The sequence below is a fragment of the Nocardioides sp. NPDC087217 genome (assembly GCF_044744805.1).
GTDB lineage: Bacteria > Actinomycetota > Actinomycetes > Propionibacteriales > Nocardioidaceae > Nocardioides.
On sequence record NZ_JBIUZB010000003.1, the window covers coordinates 767,601 to 783,795 of the forward strand.

A 16,195-nucleotide genomic window follows, 5' to 3' on the forward strand; every position below is an offset into this window, starting at 1 on the left:
CTCAGAGGACCCCCAGCCTGTGACAACGCCCAGCCCGAATGACCTGCCGGAGGACCGTCCCGGCAACGAGGCGGAAGACTCTGCGGAGGAATGGGCGGATGATGGATTGATGGCAGCCGCGAGTCTCGGTTTGAGCCAGACCTTCTCGCGGGCAAGTATGGCGGCGAATGTCGGTTTCAATGAGACCCTCTGGCGGGCGAGTGCTGTGGCGAACCTTGGGCTCGGCGATTTGTCGACGCCGGTGAGCTTGGGGGCGCGTCTCGGGCTCGGCGATTTGTCGACGCCGATGGGCTTGGGGGCGCGTCTCGGGCTCGGCGATTTGTCGACGCCGATGGGCTTGGGGGCGCGTCTCGGGCTCGGCGAAGTAACGAGTCTCGCGACATTAAGCAGGCCGATCTCCTTCCGCATGGACGGTCTGCTGGGTCAGGTCATGCCGACCAACCGTCCCGCGTACGCAAGCTTCACGGCCTTCGCGGCCAGCCAGGTCGCTGCGCGGAACCACATGGCAAAGTTCCTTGACCAGTCCCTGCCTAATGCTGCGCTGGGGGTCTCGATCGCCCAGGCGGCGCGGCCGTCCATGAGGCTCTTGGAGGCGTACGACGGTTGGCTCAGCTCCTACCGGCCCAAGACGTGGACCGCAGAATCCTTCGGTCCGGTCGCTTCTCGCGGATTCACGGTGGATGGTCTCATCGCCACCGAATCTTTGAGCACGCTCGCTCCCGACGCTGTGGCGCACGCCGATCTCACTGATCTCGTAGAGGCGGAGGTGCTCCCGCCCTGGAAGGAGGCTCGTCTCGACCTGAATGTGCAGTTCGAGGCACGGCTCGCCGCGATCGATCCGAAGATGGCGGAGTTTTACCGCGCGGCATGTGCCGCGCTCCGGCGCGAGGGCCAAGACGGGTTCCTAGAGGAAGCGTGCACAGGCCTGTACGAGCTACTCGTCCGTCTCGTCCGGCAGCACGTCGCGACAGACGAGAAGATGAAGGAGTACGAGTTGGCCAACCCCGGCGAGAAGCTCCGCAACGCCCAGGGGAAGTACACATACGCTGCCCGGATTCGGTTCGCCACCCTTAGTCACCGCAAGGGTAGCGATCGGGACTTGTTCGCTGCGACGGCCGCTGGCTTGGCCAAGGCCCACGACGCCCTGGTCAGTAAGGCAAGCAAGGGGCGACACGAGTCCGTCGGTAACGCGATGACGCTGCGCACCCTCCTGATGGCGACGGAGTCCACGTTGAGCCAGATCCTCGACCTGTACGAGACCCAGTCGAACCCTCTACAGGACTAGGGACGCGTCGGCGTATCGCTCAATCAGGCTCGATGAGGTCGCCATGCATCCAGCGCTGGCTGATGTCCCATTCGCCCGTGGCTGGGGTATGACCTGCGTAGACGACGAGGCCCTCCCACTTCGAGACGCCACCGCGATCCCGCTTCGGCCGCCACTCGAGCAGAATTGCAGGGCACCGGGTGTTGCCGAACCGAACGAAGCAGTGCCGCGGCGGTCGAAATCGCCAGTCCTTGGCAGCCAGTTCGGGGATCGTGCTCACTCCGCCAGGATAGAACATGTGTTCGATGGTGTGGCTGAGGGATCCTTGAGGGCTGCTGTCATCTCCCAGGACATCGGTGACGGCTCTGAATCAAGACATCGCTGACACATCTGGTGGGGTTGGGTGGTGACACTTCGGTCGTGATCCTCGGGCGGTGGCTGTCAGTGAACCCATCGATCCCCGTGTCCGGCTCGCGATCTCGCAGTGGCCCGAAGACGCTCTTTCGTGGTGCTGCCTCGGCGCATGAGGCTGAAGTTGGCGCTGACCTCGCCCGGTCCTGTCGCGTCAAACAAGGGATCCGCACCGGCCTCTTGGCGTACGGTTTGCGTTGAATTGTTGCTCTCCGTTGATCGCATGACTCAGGGGCGAAAGGGCTGTAGGCCAGATGGGTGAATCGCGGATCCCGCACGTCTCGATCAGTGGCAGCGGTAACGCTGTCAACCTGGGAGGGACGCACAACCATGCAGAGGTGCACACCGGGGCGAGTGCAGGTGGAGACGAGATAGCTTCAGCCTTGGCTGCGTTGCGGGCGCTGGCGGATCAGCTGGACGGACCGGACGCGACCGCTCTGGAGGCCGCTGCTGCGACGTTAGAGGACACGCCTCGCGAGGACCGGTCGGCGATTCGGCGGGTCCTTACCATGGCGGCCGCGGTCGTTGCTGGTGTGAGTGCGTCGGTTGTCGGGTCCGCGGAGGCAGTAGAAGCAGTGGGTAACGCCATCCAGGCGCTCGGGCGCTGAGGGTGGCTCGTCGCAGCCTGTGGATCGGGTGAAGGGGCGGTTCGTGGACGATATCCCCATTGATCCGCTGCAGCTTCCGGAGTTGCTCGCCGTCCAGGTCGAAAAGGGCGTGCTGGCCATCGTCTATACGACGAGCCAGAACATTTTTCCCCTAGGACGCGTTCGCATGGAGTCCGACATCGTCGAGTACCCGGCGATCACGCCCGACGACTACGACCGCGCCACCGGTCGGCTGGGCCTCCGCACCGTCGCCCTGATGGCCGTGCCTGTCTACGCCTACATGAAGTGGGGCGTCCTGGCGGCGATCGGGATCCTCGTTGTCGCGTCACTGGTTTGGCGGTCCCTCGTCCTGGAGGCGTGGTTCTACGCCGAGCAGCAACGCAAGACGCCGCACGTCTCCCACCGCTTGCGCATCTGGTTCGAAGGCGAGTCGTTCGACCTGCTCTTCACCGAGCTCGAGGAGCTGGAGAAGGTCGAGGACGACATCCTCCAAGGTATGCAGGACGTCGCGTTCAGTAGTCGGATCGACGTTAGCGGGAACGGCAACGCGATCAACATCGGGGTCGGCAACACTGCGCAGGTCGATCGCCGGCCTGAGGACTGAAACTGCTCGGCCAGCGCGGTCGTCTCGTACGTAAATAGGACGCGGACGTATTCACAAGCATGTCGAACAATCGTTCGATCTTGACAGAATCGATCTGGGCCTGACCAGCGAGGACGGTGTCGTCATGGGCGGCTCCTGTGTGAGGCCGCGTGGATGATTCCGGGGCGCATTCGGCATTATGAGTCCTCTGCTCTAACCGACTGAGCTAACGGCCCGCGCAGATCCTAGCGGGCGCGTACGGACGATCGGACTCAGCCGTCGTAGTCGACGGTGACCGACGGCGTGGTCGGGCGGGACTGGCAGGTCAGCACGTGCTCGGTCTCGACCTCGGCCGCGGACAGGGCGAAGTTCTGCTCCATGGCGACCGACCCCAGCGTCACCTTCGCCTTACAGGTGCCGCAGGCTCCACCGAGGCAGGCGTACGGCGCGTCCAGCCCGGCCTTCAACGCGGCCTCGAGCACGGTGTCGCCGGCGGTCAGGGAAACCTCGTGCTGCCGGCCGCGCAGGCCGACGGTGACCGTGGCCGGGGCGAAGCCGTCGGCGATGCGGGGTTTGGCGTAGCCGTGGAAGAGCTCGACGTGGACGTGGTCCGGCTCGGCGCCGCGTTCGAGAAGCAGGTCGCGTAGGTCGGTCACCATCTCGAACGGTCCGCACAGGAACCACTCGTCCACCGACGCGGTGGGCAGGTCGGAGCCGATCCACTGTTCGAGCTTCGCGCGGTCGATGCGACCTCGGAGCGGTGCCGGGTGCCGCGGGTCGCGGGAGCGTACGTGGATGATCCGGAGCCGGTCGGCGTACCGCGTCTCGAGGTCGTCGAGCTCGTCGCGGAACATCGTGCTGTCCGCGTCCTGGTTGCCGTAGATCAGGGTGAAGCGGCTCTCGGTCTCGACGGCAAGGGTGGTCTGCAGGATCGAGAGGACTGGGGTGATGCCGCTGCCGGCGGCGATCGCCACATAGCTCTTCGTGGCCAGCGGGTCGACCGCTGTCCCGAACGAACCGGTCGGTGTCATCAGCTCGAGGGTGTCGCCGGCTCGGAGCTGCTCCATCGCGAAGGTGGAGAAGGCACCGCCAGGGATGTGCTTGACGGCGATCGCCAGTGTGTCGGAGGTGGCCGAGGAGCAGATGGAGTAGTTGCGACGTACGCCCTCTCCGCCGAGGTCGGTGCGGACGGCGAGGTGCTGACCGGGTTCGAAGGAGAACTTCTCGCGCAGCTCGTCGGGCACGGCGAAGCGGATCAGCACGCTGTCGTCGGTCAGCCGGTCGACGCCGGCGACCGGGAGCGGGTGGAACTCCGCGGCACGGGCCGAGGATCGCTTCGGCATCCGCACCGGGAGGAGCCGGGCCATCTTGCCGTTCAGCGTCTTCCACTCGCGGTACTCGTCCGCGTCGAGCTGATGACCGAAGACGGTGCCGATCGCGGCATCGTGTTCGAGGTAGGCCTCCTCGTTGCGTTTCCAGGCCGCGACATAGCGGTAGAACGGGATCGAGGGATGCAGGTGATGGACGAGGTGATAGTTCTGCGAGAGGAGCAGTGGAGTCAAGACCCACTCCGAGCCGACGCGGTTGCGGGTGGCGCGGTAGCGGTTCTCTTGCTGGGTGTCCTCGAGGTCGTGGTGCGGCAACCAGTCGAACCACCACGCCAGCACGAACATCGCGACCCGCTCGGGGATCAGGTACAGCACCGCCAGCGTCCACAGGTGGCCGGTGAACCCGGCCGCCACGATCACCACGACGCTCATCACCAGCAGGAACGAGGTCTCCACCACCTCCGCCCGCGGACGCCGCCGAACGTTGCGCACCAGGAAGGAGAGGTACGGCACGTCCATCAGCGGGAACCGGAACGGCACCTGCCACCACGGAGCGCCACTGACGAAGTGGTCGGGGTCGTTGTCGTCATCGTTGGTGTTGCGGTGGTGCTCGATGTGGATGAACGCGAACGACCTGAACGAGATCAGCGGCGAGACGAAGAACATCGCGACCCGGCCGAAGGCGACGTTGACCCAGCGATGGGTGCTGATCGAGTAGTGCGCGGCATCGTGGAGCACGGTGAACAGCACGAAGATCGCTGCCGCACTGAGCAGGACCGTCACCGGGACCGGAAGGCGCTCGGCCAACGCCGCCCAGGTCGAGACCGCGAAGAGCGCGATCGCGCCGGAGAAGATGCCGACGATGGGCCAGGAGATCGTCGGGACCTTCTCGCCCGGGTCGGGAAGCGCGTGGCGGGTGGCTGCGGGTTGCTCCGTCGTTGTTGACATGCTCGAAACGTACGAACCGCGAGCCGCACCCCGCGAGAGGTGCCGAGCCCATGTCGATGTGCGCGCAGCACATCCCAGCCGGCTCCGGTCAGACCTGGTCGTGCTCCGGCGAGAGCACGAGTGAGCCCAGGACGCTCACCACGCGCAATGCAGCATGCAGTTCGGCAACGCGCTCGGTCGCAGGACGCCCCCGCCGTTCTTCGCCCCGGCGAACACGCTGCAGCACCGTGTTGCGGTGCACGCCGAGCTCGTCGGCCGCGGCCGCCAGCCCACCCTGTGCGTCGAGGACCGCGAGCAGCGCCCGCCGCTCTTCCTCCTCCCGACGCCCGGTGACCGCCAGCCCGCCCAGCTCGGTCGCGACGAAGGCGCGAGTCAGTTCCAGGTCGCCGCTCATCGTGTCTGCGAGCGCGACCTCGGCGTACGTCGTGACCGCTGCTCCGCGACCCGCTAGCTCGATGATCCGACGGCCGCGCTGTGCCTGGACATGGGAGTCGCGGAAGCCAGCGGCACCGGATCCCGGCGTGCCGAGCGTGACCCGGACCGTCTCCGGGACCCTCCCGGCCAGAGGCCTGAGGTCCGCCGGTGCGATGCCAGGAGCTCCCGTCGTGGAGACCCAGCCCCACAACGCCCGAGCGCCGTCCGGGACGAGCAGGGGATGAGGTGATCCGAAGTGGGTGCCGACCGTCTCACCCACGCGCGCCAGATCGACGTCGTCGCCATCGGTCCAGCAGACGAAGGCCGTCTGCCATCCGGTGAGCCGGTGGGACAACGTGCGCTCCGCACGGCGCAGGTCGATCCGTCCGCCGGCGATCAACGTGCGGACCGCGTCCGTCCGGGCCGCACGGGCCTGGGTCTGGATCCGGTCGAGCTCGGCGACGTACTCTGCGGCGACCTCGCTGGAGATGCGGTCGACGTAGGCGAAGGCGTAGTGCTGCAGGTGTGCGACGACCGCAAGGGCGAGGGCCGGATCCTTCACCGAGTCGGTGAGCCCGGTCAGGATTCGTTCGCTGAAGTAGGCATGGCCGATCCGGTAGAAGCGCAGCATCACATCGACGCTGTAGCCGCGGCCGGCCATGGCACGCGCATGCTCGAGCGCGGTGACCGGCGCCGAGGCGGCACTCACGTCGATACCGTGCCGCACCATCGACAGCGCGGCCTCGAGGTTCGAGGAGCACGATCCCAGCGTCAGCCCGCGGAGCTCGTCATCAGCGCTCGCCTCCGGGATCCACTCGAGGATGTGGGCGAGCATGTCATCGGCGTACGACGCGACGTGCCCCAGCAGATCGGCAGCGGTACGGCGCAGCTCGACCACGACCGACTCGGGCAGGTCTTCCTGCTGTCCCGCGCTGTCACCCATGTCCGGAGACTACCGAGCGTTCCGGCGCTCAACCCTCGCTGTTGGTGGACACTGCGCGCCCTCTTCCGGGACCAACGTATGACCCGCGTCACATCGGGTACCGCCCGGGGTAATGGGTGGTGGAGGGCCGCCCGAGGAGGGAGCACGGACATGTCTGTTACCACGCGCGTAGGAGCCGCTGTAGCGGCTGGCTATGTGCTCGGGCGATTCAAGAAACTTCGACTCGCTGTGGTCGTTGCGTCGGCGCTCAGCAACAGCGCCGTTCGCGAACGCAGCCTCGAGATGCTGAAGATCGGTACGCAGAGCCTCGGCGGCTCGTCCGACGTACAGAAGCTCGGGCAGCAGGTCAGCGGAAAGCTCGTTCAGGCCGGCAAGGCAGCCGCGGTCGCCGCGGCCGCGGGCCAGATCGACAAGCTCAGCGATCGGTTGCGTGAGCAGAGCACGCTCTGGGGCGCGTCGTCATCCGACGAGGACACCGATGAGGTTCCGGAGGACGAAGAGCCCGTAGACGAGGCTCAGGACGAACCGGACGAAGAGCCCGAGGACGAGTACGACGAGGAAGCGGAGGACGCCGAGGAAGAGCCCGAGGACGAGTACGACGAGGAAGCAGAAGAACCGGAGGAAGAGCCCGAGGACGAGTACGACGAGGAAGCAGAAGAACCGGAGGAAGAGCCGGAAGACGAGTACGACGAGACGGACCAGCAGGACGAGGACGAAGAGGAGAAGCCGCGCCGAGGCGCGCGGAGCTCCCGTCGTCGACGCGCAGGTGCGCCGACCGGAGGTGCCTGAGTCATGACCGAACAGATTCGCAAGAACGCAGATACGGACAAGGGGGACTCGGGCCTTCTCTCGCAGCTGCCGATCGACCGGCTGAGACACGAGGCCGTGGGCCTCGGTCGAGCCTTCGGCAAGCGGAGCCTGGACAGGATCGGCAACGGTGTCGAAGGGATAACCGATCGGCTCACCGGCTTCGCCGACAGCTTTCCCACGAAGGGCGATGCGAAGCCGTCCAAGGCTGGTTCGACCGTGAAGGCGGGCGCGAAGGCGGCCGCTGACAAGGTCACGGCCCCGGTCGGCAAGGTGAAGGACACCGCTGCCCAGGTCAAGGAGACGGCTGCCCAGGTCAAGGACACCGTCGGGCAGGTCGCCGGGAATCTCGGCAAGAGCGAGCAGCCCACCGGCAAGAAGCTCAAGGTGACGAACATCGTCGAGTCGATCGACGTACCCGTGAGCCGGGACGTCGCCTACGAGCAGTGGACTCAGTTCGAGGAGTTCCCGACCTTCATGAAGAAGGTCGAGAACGTCACGCAGGAGGAGGACGAGGTCATCACCTGGCAGGCCCAGGTGTTCTGGTCCCACCGCACCTGGAAGGCCACCATCCTCGACCAGGTCCCGAACGAGCACATCGTGTGGACCAGCCAGAGCGAGAAGGGGCGCGTCGACGGCGCCGTCACCTTCCACGAGCTCGCGCCGAACCTGACCCGGATCCTGGTCTCGCTCGAGTACCACCCGAAGGGCCTCTTCGAGCACACCGGAAACCTCTGGCGCGCTCAGGGTCGCCGGGTGCGTCTGGAGATGAAGCACTTCCGGCGTCACGTCGCCAACCACACCCTTCTCCATCGCGACGAGATCGACGGTTGGACCGGCGAGATCCATGACAAGGAGGTCGTGGACGAGGGCTCGGACGAGGGCTCGAAGAAGAGCCAGGAGAAGAACCAGGAGAAGAGCAGCAAGGCGAACAGCCGTACGTCGAGCAGCTCAAACGGTTCCGAGAAGTCGTCGTCCGGCAGCGGGTCGTCAGGCAAGAGTTCTGGAAACAGCTCTTCTGGGAACGGGCAGTCCGGTGACAAACCCCCGGCCAAGAAACCGGCGGCCAAGAAGACTGCAGCGAAGAAGACGACGACGGCCAGGAAGACGACGACGGCCAGGAAGACCACTGCCAAGAAAACGGCCGCCAAGAAGACCGCGAGCGCGCAGCGCCCGACGAAGCAGAGCGCGACCAAGCGGAGCCCGAGGAAGCAGAGCGCCAGCAAGCAGAGCGCGAGCAAGCGTACGTCTTCCCGCTCCTCCGCCAAGGGGGCCTGAGCATGGCCGCTGACGACAGCCAGGTCCACGAGCTCGAGCGTGAGGTCGAGCACCTCATGGAGGAGGTCGACCGATACCGAACCGCCGCGGAGGACGCCCTGCAGCAGCTCGACTGGTGCATCGGCTACTTCGTGGGCTGCGGGAAGTCACGCCTGGCGGCGTCGCTCGGCGCCAACCGGAGCTACATCCGCAGGCATCTCCTCGAGCGTGCCGAGCAACCCGTGCCAGCGGGGACACCGACAGAAAGCGACTGATTCATGACCATCACCCAGCAGAACCGGTACCTCGAGCGCCCGGCGCCGAGCAGCCTGGCCGACGTCATCGACACGATCCTCGACAAGGGTCTGGTGATCGACATCTACGTACGCGTCTCCCTCGTCGGCATCGAGCTGCTGACGATCGACGCGCGCATCGTCATCGCCAGCGTGGACACGTACCTCCGCTTCGCCGAGGCAGTCAATCGTCTGGATCTCACCGAGACCCAGACCCACGGCATCCCGGAGCTCGTCCAAGGCGTGACGGAGTCCGGGGCCAAGGGCAAGACGGCCGGTGCCATCGAGGGAGCCAAGGAGAAGCTCGGGAGCATCCTTCCCGGCAGCGACGACGAGGACTCCGACAAGGACGCCGACGAGGAGAAGGACGAGGGTCGCAAGCAGCCCGCCCGTCGCACGCGTAAGAGCACGTCCAGACAGACCAAGGAGAAGGAGGACTGACCGTGCCTGTCCACATCTACGGAGTCACGGACACATCGGTCACGATCCCCGCGGACCGGACGGGACGGTCGAAACGTCCACTGCGCCAGATCGACGGCGACGGCCTTCGGGTGCTCGTCAGCGACGTGGACGCCGACTCGCGCGTGCTGCGCGAGGACCTGCTGGCACATGCGCACACGCTCGAGGCGGTGGCCGCGCTCGGGGCGGTGCTGCCCATGCAGTTCGGCGTGGAGATGCCGGACGACGACACCGTGCGCCACGAGCTGATCGAGAGCCGCGGTGACGAGATCCGCCCGCTGCTGGAACGGTTCGACGGTCTGCTGCAGCTCACCGTCTCGGTCGACCTGATCGAGCCTGAAGCGCTCAGGGAGGTGCTTCGCCGGGACCAGGACCTCGTCGCGCTGCGCGACCACGTACAGCGAGCGAGTCCGCAGGAGCGGCACTCGGCGGAGGTACGCCTGGGCGAGGCCATCGCGGCCGCGCTCGACGCGCTTCGGGCCGGCGTCGGTGACGGCGTCGTGGATCGGCTGGCCCCGACCGCCCGCGCGGTCTCGCTCGGCGAGGTCCGCGGTGCGCTGCAGGCGGCGGAGGTCTTCCTGCTGGTCGAGCGTGACCGACAGAGCGAGGTCGACGCGACGGTGACCACGCTGCGCGAGGACCTGGCACCACTGGCGTCGCTTCGGTACGTCGGTCCGCAGCCGCCGTACGCATTTCTCGAAGCCGCCTCGTCGGAGGAGCTCGCATGGGCCTGATCACGCAGCTGCTGACCCTGCCCATCGCGCCCGTGCGCGGTGTGGTCTGGGTGGCGGAACAGATCCGCGACGAGGCCGAGAGCCAGTACTTCGACCCGGCCACGATCCAAGCCGCCCTCGAGGACGTCGACGCCCGCCGGGAGGCGGGCCTGTTGACCGAGGAGGAGGCTGCCGATCTCGAGGAGGATCTGGTGCAGCGCCTGATCGCCGGAGGCTGGCATGAATGAGCCCAGCAAACCCACGCTGTCCTCGATCGCCGAGCAGGTGCTCGAAGAGCTCGAGGCGCTCGTGGGATGTCCCGCCGAGGGCGTCACGGCGATCCGCCGAGACGACGACGGCTGGGTCGTCACCGCGGAGATCCTCGAGCTCGAGCGTGTGCCGGAGACCACCGATGTCCTGGCGTCCTATGAGGTGACGGTTGGGGAGGACGGTGAGCTCACGGGCTATCGCCGTACCCACCGCTACGTCCGAGCCCAGGTGGAGGATCGATGACAGAGACACAGCGCACGCCCGTCTTCGTGAACAACCGCCCCCAAGCGTCGTCGCAGAGCCTCGCCGACGTGCTCGAGCGCGTCCTCGACAAGGGCATCGTCATCGTCGGCGACATCCAGGTCAGGCTGCTCGACATCGAGCTGCTGACCATCAAGGTGCGGCTCATGGTCGCCTCGGTCGACCGCGCGCGAGAGATGGGCATCAACTGGTGGGAGGGCGACCCGTTCGTCAGCAACCTCGAGGACGAGGAGAAGAAGAACGAAGAGCTCGACCTCCGCCGGCGCCTCGAGGCGCTCGAGCGCAGCGTCGGCGGTGAGACCGAGATCGTGGAAGGTGAGACGAGCCGTGAGCGCCGCTGAGCCGACCACAGTGGTCCACGCGTACGGACTGGTTCGGGGCGATGGGACGCCTTCCCTCCCCGACCGCGGCATCGCGGATGCGAAGGTACGAACCTGCGCGTTCCACGATCTCGAGATCGTGGTCAGCGATCTGCCCGAGGCGTCCTTCGGTGAGCGCGCCTGGGCAGAGCACGGGGAGGACACTCATTGGGTCACGCCCGTCGCCGCAGCCCACCACGAGGTGCTTCAGCACCTGGTCGAGCACGGGGACGTGCTGCCGCTGCAGCTACCCGGGATCTACCCGAGCGATGAGGCGCTGATCGACGCGCTGGAGTCGAGTCGCGCCCGCCTCGAACACGTCTGGGAGCTCGTCGCCGGTCGCGTCGAGTGGTCGCTCCAGATCTTTCCGACATCGGCTCCTGCCGCGCCGGAGGAGCCGTCGCCCCGCAGCGGCCGTGAGTACCTCGAACGGCGCCGGTCGCAACAGGATGCGCGCAACACCGAACGCGGACGGCGCGAGGCCGCAGTGACGCAGACGCACGAGACGCTGGCTCGCAGCGCGGCCACGAGCGTCGTACGCGCCCCGCTCGACGCTGCCGTCACCGGCCGCGACGAGCCGATGCTGCTCAACAGCGCCTACCTCGTGGCGCGGAACGAGGAGCACCGGTTCCTCGGCCTTGCCGAAGAGCTCCACAACCAGCTGGTCGCCACCGCCGGCATGCGTGTCGAGGTGACCGGGCCGTGGCCGCCCTACAGCTTCGTCGGTGCGGAAGAGCCGCACGACGACGACCTGACCGGACTGGTGTCATGACGCTCGAGCGTTCCCCCGCACTCGACGAGACCTCGCTCGTCGACCTCGTCGACCGGCTGATCGACGGCGGCGTCGTGGTGGGCGGCGACCTGGTGCTGTCGCTGGCCGGCGTCGACCTCGTCTACGTCGGCCTGCGCTTGGTCATCGCCCCCGCGCACAGGATCCAGCTGCCCGGAGCCGGGAGGCAGTCATGATGCTGCTCTACGCCGTCGCCGCCGGCGACGCCGACAGCACCGCCGCCACGGAAGGTACGCCGCTGCGGGCGCACCGATACGACGACGTGACGGTCTTCGTCGAACCGCGCACCCAGGCACCCGAGCGATCGACGCGCGAGGTCTTCGCGTACGGGCGGATACTCCACCAGCTGTGGACCCGGTTTCCCGTTCTTCCGGTCCGTTTCGGGACGGTCGTGAGCGACGAGACGGAGCTCGAGCAGCTCGTCGCGGAGCACGAGAGCGCATGGACCGAGAGGCTCACCGCGGTCGCGGGACGCAGCGAGTGCATCGTGCACCTCCCGTTACCGAGCGATGCCGTCGACAGCACCGACAGCACCGACAGCACCGACAACGCGGAGCAGACGGGCACGGACTATCTTCGCCGGCGCGCCGCCGAGGTGAGAGCGCACGAGCACGAGACCGCCGAGCTGAAGGCGTTGCTCGCTCCGTACGCCTCGGAGATCACGCCACTGCCACAGGTCCGCCCGAGCGAAGCCAGGCTGTCCGTCCTGGTGGCCGACGAGGTCGTGGAGGAGGTCCTGGCGGCCGTCGAGTGGTGGGCCACGAGCCGGGCCGGTGCGACCATCACCGGCCCGTGGCCACCCTTCAGCTTCTGTCAGGAGGTCGGCGCGTGAGGGATCCGGAAGACCGAGCTCCCTGGCCCTTGGACCTCGATGACGAGCGGGACCTGCCGTCGGCGCTGAGCCGGCGGATCGACGCCGACCCCGAGTCCGTCGAGAAGGGGCTCGTTCAGCTCGTGCTCACCCTGGTCGAGCTGCTCCGCCAGCTGATGGAGCGTCAGGCGATCCGCCGGATGGATGCGGGAGGCCTGAGCGAGGAGGACATCGAGCGGCTGGGGCAGACCCTGATGCTGCTGGACGAGAAGATGACCGAGCTGCGCGACCACTTCGGGCTCACCGCCGAGGATCTCAACATCGACCTGGGCCCGTTGGGCAAGCTCCTCTGAGGTGCTCGGCGCTCAACCCTCGCTGTTGATGAGGTACTTCCCGTCGGCGTAGACGAGCCCCAACGTCACCGTGCCACCGTCCTGCCGGCCGTCCTTCATCGTGTATTTGTAGGTGTAGGTCACCTTGAGCGGGTCGACGCTGGGGGAGACCGAGACGACGCTGGTGCTCGCGACGGAGCCCCACCAGTCGCGGTAACCCTCGATCCCGCCGCTGCTTGACTGGAACGCCGGGGTCAGCATCGAGCCGAAGGCGCTGTCGGGGTTCTTGGGCGCGGTGGCGAGATAGCTGCGGATGAAGGCGTCGATCCCCTCGGCGGTCGGGCCGGCGGTCTCGCTGGCCGAGGGGCTCTCGCTCGGAGACTCGCTGACCGTCTCGCTGGGCGGCGGCTCCTCGGAGGCCTCCTCCGACTCCTGGTCGTCCGCGTCCTCGGTGGCCTTGTCGGTCGTCTCCGACAGCGGCGATCCGGACGCGACCGGCTTCGGCTTCGCACTCGGCTCCTCGCCGCGGTTGGCCCACAGCGCTCCGCCGACCACCAGCACCAATGCCGTAGCGGCGACGAGCGCGATCGGCCACCAGCGCCGCCGCGTCGGAGTGCTCGTCGACTGTGCCAGCCCCGAAGGCGCGGCAGGCGCAGGCGTGGGTGCCGCGACCGCGGCGAGCGTCTGCGTACGCAGCGCCACCGGCTCCAGCTTCTCGGCCGCCAACCGCCCGGCCAGGAAGTCGACGACGTCCTCGGCCGACCACCGCTCGGCGGGGTCGTAGGCCATCGTGTGCTCCAGCAGAGGAGCGAGCCGGCCGGCCAGCGGCGTACGCGGCGGGTCCTCGTGCACGACCCGATACAGCGTCGCGAGCGCGTTGTCGCCGATCCCGTAGGGAGGCTCGCCGGTGAGCGCCTGGAAGAGCGTGGCCCCCAGCGACCACATGTCGCTGGCCGGGGTGGCCCGCCCGCCGGTCGCGATCTCCGGAGCCAGGTACGCCGGCGAGCCGGTGACCTGTCCGGTCTGGGTGGTCTGGGAGTCGACGCCGCGCGCGATCCCGAAGTCGGTCAGCTTGGCGCGCTCGGCACGGCCGACCACGATGTTGGCGGGCTTCACGTCCCGATGGACGATGCCGGCGGCATGGGCCGAGCGCAGGGCCGAGGCGATCTGACCGATCAACCTCGCGGCGTCCTCGATGGGCAGGGGTCCGTCGTCGCGGACCATGTGAGCGAGGGTCTTCCCCTCGACGTACTCCATCACCAGCCAGGGCTTGTCGTCGTCGCGCACCAGGTCGAAGACGGCGACGACGTTGGGATGGACCAGTCGTGCGGCGAGTTGCGCCTCGCGTTCGACGGCGGCATCCGATACGCCGTCGAGAGCGATCAGCTGTTTGAGTGCGACCGAACGCCCCAGAACTTCGTCGGTGGCCAGCCAGACGGCTCCCATCGCTCCCCGGCCGAGCTCCCTCTCGAGCCGGTACCTCCCTGCGATCACCCAGGTCCCCTCAAAATCTCGTCGCGAACGCCAGTGGTCAACTCTAGGGGGTATCGCCTACTACCCTTGCTTCCGGGACAGCCCGTTCCGGGCCCCGGAAACACCATCTGAGAACGATCTGAGAAAGGCACCACGTGTCCATCGATCCCACACTCCTCGACGACCTCGAGTGGCGAGGCCTCATCGCCGACTCGACGGACCGCGACGCGCTCCGAGAAGCGCTCGCCGGCGGGAGTGTGAAGTTCTATATCGGGTTCGACCCCACCGCGCCGAGCCTGCACATGGGCAACCTTCTCCAGATCACCATGGCGATGCGCCTGCAGCGGGCAGGTCACACGCCCTACGTACTTGTAGGCGGCGCCACCGGCATGATCGGTGACCCGCGCGACTCGGGCGAGCGCACCCTCAACTCACCCGAGACCGTCAAGGAATGGGTCGCGAAGGTGCGCAGCCAGATCGAGCGGTTCGTCTCCTTCGAGGGCGAGACCGCCGCGACGATGGTCAACAACGCCGACTGGACGGCGTCGTTGTCGGTGATCGACTTCCTCCGTGACATCGGCAAGCACTTCCCGGTCAACCGGATGCTTGCGCGTGACACGGTGAAGAAGCGTCTCGAGGACGGCATCTCCTACACCGAGTTCTCCTACATCCTGCTGCAGTCGATGGACTACCTGAACCTCTTCCGTACGCACGGGGTGAGTCTTCAGTTCGGCGGCTCGGACCAGTGGGGCAACATCACCGGCGGTGTCGAGCTGGTCCGCCGGGTCACCGGCGAGACCGTCCACGCCTTCACCACTCCGCTGATCACCAAGGCCGACGGCACCAAGTACGGCAAGACCGAGGGCGGCGCCCTCTGGCTCGACCCGACGATGATGTCGCCCTACGCCTTCCATCAGTTCTGGCTCAACGTGGAGGACGCCAAGGTGGGGGAGATGCTCCGTGTCTTCACCTTCCTGTCCCACGAGGAGATCGAGACCCTGGAGGCGCAGCACGCGGAGAAGCCGTTCCTGCGGGTGGCCCAGAAGGCACTCGCCGATCACATGACGACTCTCGTCCACGGGGCAGGGGAGACCGAGCAGGCCAAGCAGGCCGCAGCCGCGCTCTTCGGCGGCGGCGACCTGGCCACCCTGAGCAGTACGACGCTGGCCGCCGCGATCACGGAGGCCGGTGCCGTCGAGTTGGAGCGGGGTGAGGAGCTGCCGACGTACGTCGACCTCTTCGTCGCCGCCGGCCTCGTCTCCTCCAAGGGGGAGGCCCGCCGGACGATCTCCGAGGGTGGGGCGTACGTCAACAACGTCCGCGTCGAGGACGCCGAGGGCGCGCTCGGCGAAAAAGAGTTGCTCGGTGACGGCTGGGTCGTCCTGCGCAGGGGCAAGAAGAAGTTCGCCGGAGTGCGCTTCAAGTAGCCTCTGACCTGCGAGAACGCCCCTGGGAAGGTGACCGCCTTCCCGGGGGCGTTCCTCGATTTGGCAAGCGCGTCACTGAGGCGTAATGTTCATCTGGTCGCCGGGGTGCGGCGGGAAGCAAGTTCGAGTCTTCGAGCGGGTTTCCGGCCCCTGAGTCGGCCGCCAACATTCTCGAGCTTCAGCTCGGTTCAGAGTCTCAGTCAGGTCTTCGGACCAGGCATCAAGACCGTGACGGACCGCAGTTTGATTGTCTTGTGCTGTGTCGGCGTGGATATCGTCTTTATCCGATAAGAGCGAGAATTCGCCGAATTGGACAACAAAGCGAGATCCGATAAAGTCCTCCAGGACGAAGCAGAAACACAACTGCTAATCCAGCGGAAAGCGCGAAAGCGCCGAGTTGGTAAAGCGAGAGTGGCTCTGATAAAGTCTGCGGGGCAGGACCGG

The 16,195-nt window shown here is 67.0% G+C and carries 19 protein-coding genes; 15 read left to right on the top strand and 4 right to left on the bottom strand.

Annotation, left to right across the window (positions count from 1 at the left end; genetic code table 11):
• Positions 1-19: 19 nt before the first annotated feature.
• Entirely contained in the window at positions 20-1,285 is a 1,266-nt protein-coding gene (locus ACIO3S_RS17990; protein ID WP_400466377.1) for a hypothetical protein, read from the top strand.
• A gap of 19 nt (positions 1,286-1,304) precedes the next feature.
• Here the strand turns inward: ACIO3S_RS17990 and ACIO3S_RS17995 are convergent, their stop codons facing one another.
• A complete protein-coding gene (locus ACIO3S_RS17995) occupies positions 1,305-1,544 on the bottom strand; it encodes a hypothetical protein (RefSeq protein WP_400466380.1) in 240 nt (79 codons plus the stop codon).
• Between the two features lie 782 nt (positions 1,545-2,326).
• Here ACIO3S_RS17995 and ACIO3S_RS18000 point away from each other — a divergent pair.
• Positions 2,327-2,887: a hypothetical protein gene (locus tag ACIO3S_RS18000; RefSeq protein WP_400466383.1), complete on the top strand. Its 561-nt coding sequence runs from the start codon at positions 2,327-2,329 to the stop codon at positions 2,885-2,887.
• 251 nt (positions 2,888-3,138) lie between these two features.
• Here ACIO3S_RS18000 and ACIO3S_RS18005 read toward each other — a convergent pair whose 3' ends face one another.
• Together ACIO3S_RS18005 and ACIO3S_RS18010 are read right to left on the bottom strand one after the other, a co-directional pair.
• Positions 3,139-5,142 carry a fatty acid desaturase gene (locus ACIO3S_RS18005; RefSeq protein WP_400466386.1) on the bottom strand — a complete coding sequence of 668 codons (2,004 nt, stop codon included), beginning with the start codon at positions 5,140-5,142 and terminating at the stop codon, positions 3,139-3,141.
• Between the two features lie 88 nt (positions 5,143-5,230).
• Positions 5,231-6,499, bottom strand: coding sequence for a helix-turn-helix domain-containing protein (locus tag ACIO3S_RS18010; protein WP_400466389.1), 1,269 nt, complete (start codon positions 6,497-6,499; stop codon positions 5,231-5,233).
• A gap of 78 nt (positions 6,500-6,577) precedes the next feature.
• Between ACIO3S_RS18010 and ACIO3S_RS18015 the strand changes: the two genes are divergently transcribed.
• From ACIO3S_RS18015 to ACIO3S_RS18070, 12 genes are read left to right on the top strand one after another with little or no spacing between them, the layout of a single operon-like run.
• Positions 6,578-7,288 (top strand): hypothetical protein, encoded by a 711-nt coding sequence (locus tag ACIO3S_RS18015; protein WP_400466392.1) that lies wholly within the window; start codon positions 6,578-6,580, stop codon positions 7,286-7,288.
• Between the two features lie 3 nt (positions 7,289-7,291).
• Positions 7,292-8,584, top strand: a complete 1,293-nt coding sequence (locus ACIO3S_RS18020; protein ID WP_400466395.1) for an SRPBCC family protein — start codon at positions 7,292-7,294, stop codon at positions 8,582-8,584.
• Between the two features lie 2 nt (positions 8,585-8,586).
• A complete protein-coding gene (locus tag ACIO3S_RS18025; protein WP_400466398.1) occupies positions 8,587-8,838 on the top strand; it encodes a hypothetical protein in 252 nt (83 codons plus the stop codon).
• A gap of 3 nt (positions 8,839-8,841) precedes the next feature.
• On the top strand, positions 8,842-9,297 hold the full coding sequence (gene gvpJ / locus ACIO3S_RS18030) for a gas vesicle protein GvpJ (RefSeq protein WP_400466401.1): 456 nt from the start codon (positions 8,842-8,844) through the stop codon (positions 9,295-9,297).
• Between the two features lie 2 nt (positions 9,298-9,299).
• Complete coding sequence (locus tag ACIO3S_RS18035; protein ID WP_400466403.1) at positions 9,300-10,049, top strand: GvpL/GvpF family gas vesicle protein; 750 nt, start codon at positions 9,300-9,302, stop codon at positions 10,047-10,049.
• Positions 10,040-10,276: a gas vesicle protein GvpG gene (locus ACIO3S_RS18040; protein ID WP_400466406.1), complete on the top strand. Its 237-nt coding sequence runs from the start codon at positions 10,040-10,042 to the stop codon at positions 10,274-10,276. The genes ACIO3S_RS18035 and ACIO3S_RS18040 overlap by 10 nt, the downstream gene beginning before the upstream one ends.
• Entirely contained in the window at positions 10,269-10,541 is a 273-nt protein-coding gene (locus ACIO3S_RS18045) for a gas vesicle protein (protein ID WP_400466408.1), read from the top strand. The genes ACIO3S_RS18040 and ACIO3S_RS18045 overlap by 8 nt, the downstream gene beginning before the upstream one ends.
• On the top strand, positions 10,538-10,900 hold the full coding sequence (locus ACIO3S_RS18050) for a gas vesicle protein (RefSeq protein ID WP_350712773.1): 363 nt from the start codon (positions 10,538-10,540) through the stop codon (positions 10,898-10,900). Before ACIO3S_RS18045 ends, ACIO3S_RS18050 begins: the two co-directional genes overlap by 4 nt.
• Positions 10,887-11,690, top strand: a complete 804-nt coding sequence (locus ACIO3S_RS18055; RefSeq protein ID WP_400466411.1) for a GvpL/GvpF family gas vesicle protein — start codon at positions 10,887-10,889, stop codon at positions 11,688-11,690. The genes ACIO3S_RS18050 and ACIO3S_RS18055 overlap by 14 nt, the downstream gene beginning before the upstream one ends.
• Positions 11,687-11,884 (top strand): gas vesicle protein GvpJ, encoded by a 198-nt coding sequence (gene gvpJ, locus ACIO3S_RS18060; RefSeq protein WP_160028538.1) that lies wholly within the window; start codon positions 11,687-11,689, stop codon positions 11,882-11,884. The genes ACIO3S_RS18055 and gvpJ (ACIO3S_RS18060) overlap by 4 nt, the downstream gene beginning before the upstream one ends.
• Positions 11,881-12,540: a GvpL/GvpF family gas vesicle protein gene (locus ACIO3S_RS18065; protein ID WP_400466415.1), complete on the top strand. Its 660-nt coding sequence runs from the start codon at positions 11,881-11,883 to the stop codon at positions 12,538-12,540. The genes gvpJ (ACIO3S_RS18060) and ACIO3S_RS18065 overlap by 4 nt, the downstream gene beginning before the upstream one ends.
• Positions 12,537-12,872, top strand: a complete 336-nt coding sequence (locus ACIO3S_RS18070; protein WP_400466418.1) for a gas vesicle protein K — start codon at positions 12,537-12,539, stop codon at positions 12,870-12,872. Before ACIO3S_RS18065 ends, ACIO3S_RS18070 begins: the two co-directional genes overlap by 4 nt.
• A gap of 12 nt (positions 12,873-12,884) precedes the next feature.
• Here the strand turns inward: ACIO3S_RS18070 and ACIO3S_RS18075 are convergent, their stop codons facing one another.
• Positions 12,885-14,345 carry a serine/threonine-protein kinase gene (locus tag ACIO3S_RS18075; protein ID WP_400466420.1) on the bottom strand — a complete coding sequence of 487 codons (1,461 nt, stop codon included), beginning with the start codon at positions 14,343-14,345 and terminating at the stop codon, positions 12,885-12,887.
• Positions 14,346-14,479: 134 nt separating this feature from the next.
• Between ACIO3S_RS18075 and tyrS the strand changes: the two genes are divergently transcribed.
• Positions 14,480-15,751: a tyrosine--tRNA ligase gene (gene tyrS, locus ACIO3S_RS18080; protein ID WP_400466423.1), complete on the top strand. Its 1,272-nt coding sequence runs from the start codon at positions 14,480-14,482 to the stop codon at positions 15,749-15,751.
• The last annotated feature ends 444 nt before the right edge of the window (positions 15,752-16,195 follow it).

Coding starts and splice junctions, on each gene's coding strand:
- ACIO3S_RS18065 (WP_400466415.1), top strand. CDS start 11,881: ATGATGCTGCTCTACGCCGTCGCCGCCGGCGACGCCGACAGCACCGCC.
- ACIO3S_RS18015 (WP_400466392.1), top strand. CDS start 6,578: ATGACCCGCGTCACATCGGGTACCGCCCGGGGTAATGGGTGGTGGAGG.
- ACIO3S_RS18010 (WP_400466389.1), bottom strand. CDS start 6,499: ATGGGTGACAGCGCGGGACAGCAGGAAGACCTGCCCGAGTCGGTCGTG.
- gvpJ (WP_160028538.1), top strand. CDS start 11,687: ATGACGCTCGAGCGTTCCCCCGCACTCGACGAGACCTCGCTCGTCGAC.
- ACIO3S_RS18025 (WP_400466398.1), top strand. CDS start 8,587: ATGGCCGCTGACGACAGCCAGGTCCACGAGCTCGAGCGTGAGGTCGAG.
- ACIO3S_RS18040 (WP_400466406.1), top strand. CDS start 10,040: ATGGGCCTGATCACGCAGCTGCTGACCCTGCCCATCGCGCCCGTGCGC.
- ACIO3S_RS18020 (WP_400466395.1), top strand. CDS start 7,292: ATGACCGAACAGATTCGCAAGAACGCAGATACGGACAAGGGGGACTCG.
- ACIO3S_RS18050 (WP_350712773.1), top strand. CDS start 10,538: ATGACAGAGACACAGCGCACGCCCGTCTTCGTGAACAACCGCCCCCAA.
- ACIO3S_RS18045 (WP_400466408.1), top strand. CDS start 10,269: ATGAATGAGCCCAGCAAACCCACGCTGTCCTCGATCGCCGAGCAGGTG.
- gvpJ (WP_400466401.1), top strand. CDS start 8,842: ATGACCATCACCCAGCAGAACCGGTACCTCGAGCGCCCGGCGCCGAGC.
- ACIO3S_RS18005 (WP_400466386.1), bottom strand. CDS start 5,142: ATGTCAACAACGACGGAGCAACCCGCAGCCACCCGCCACGCGCTTCCC.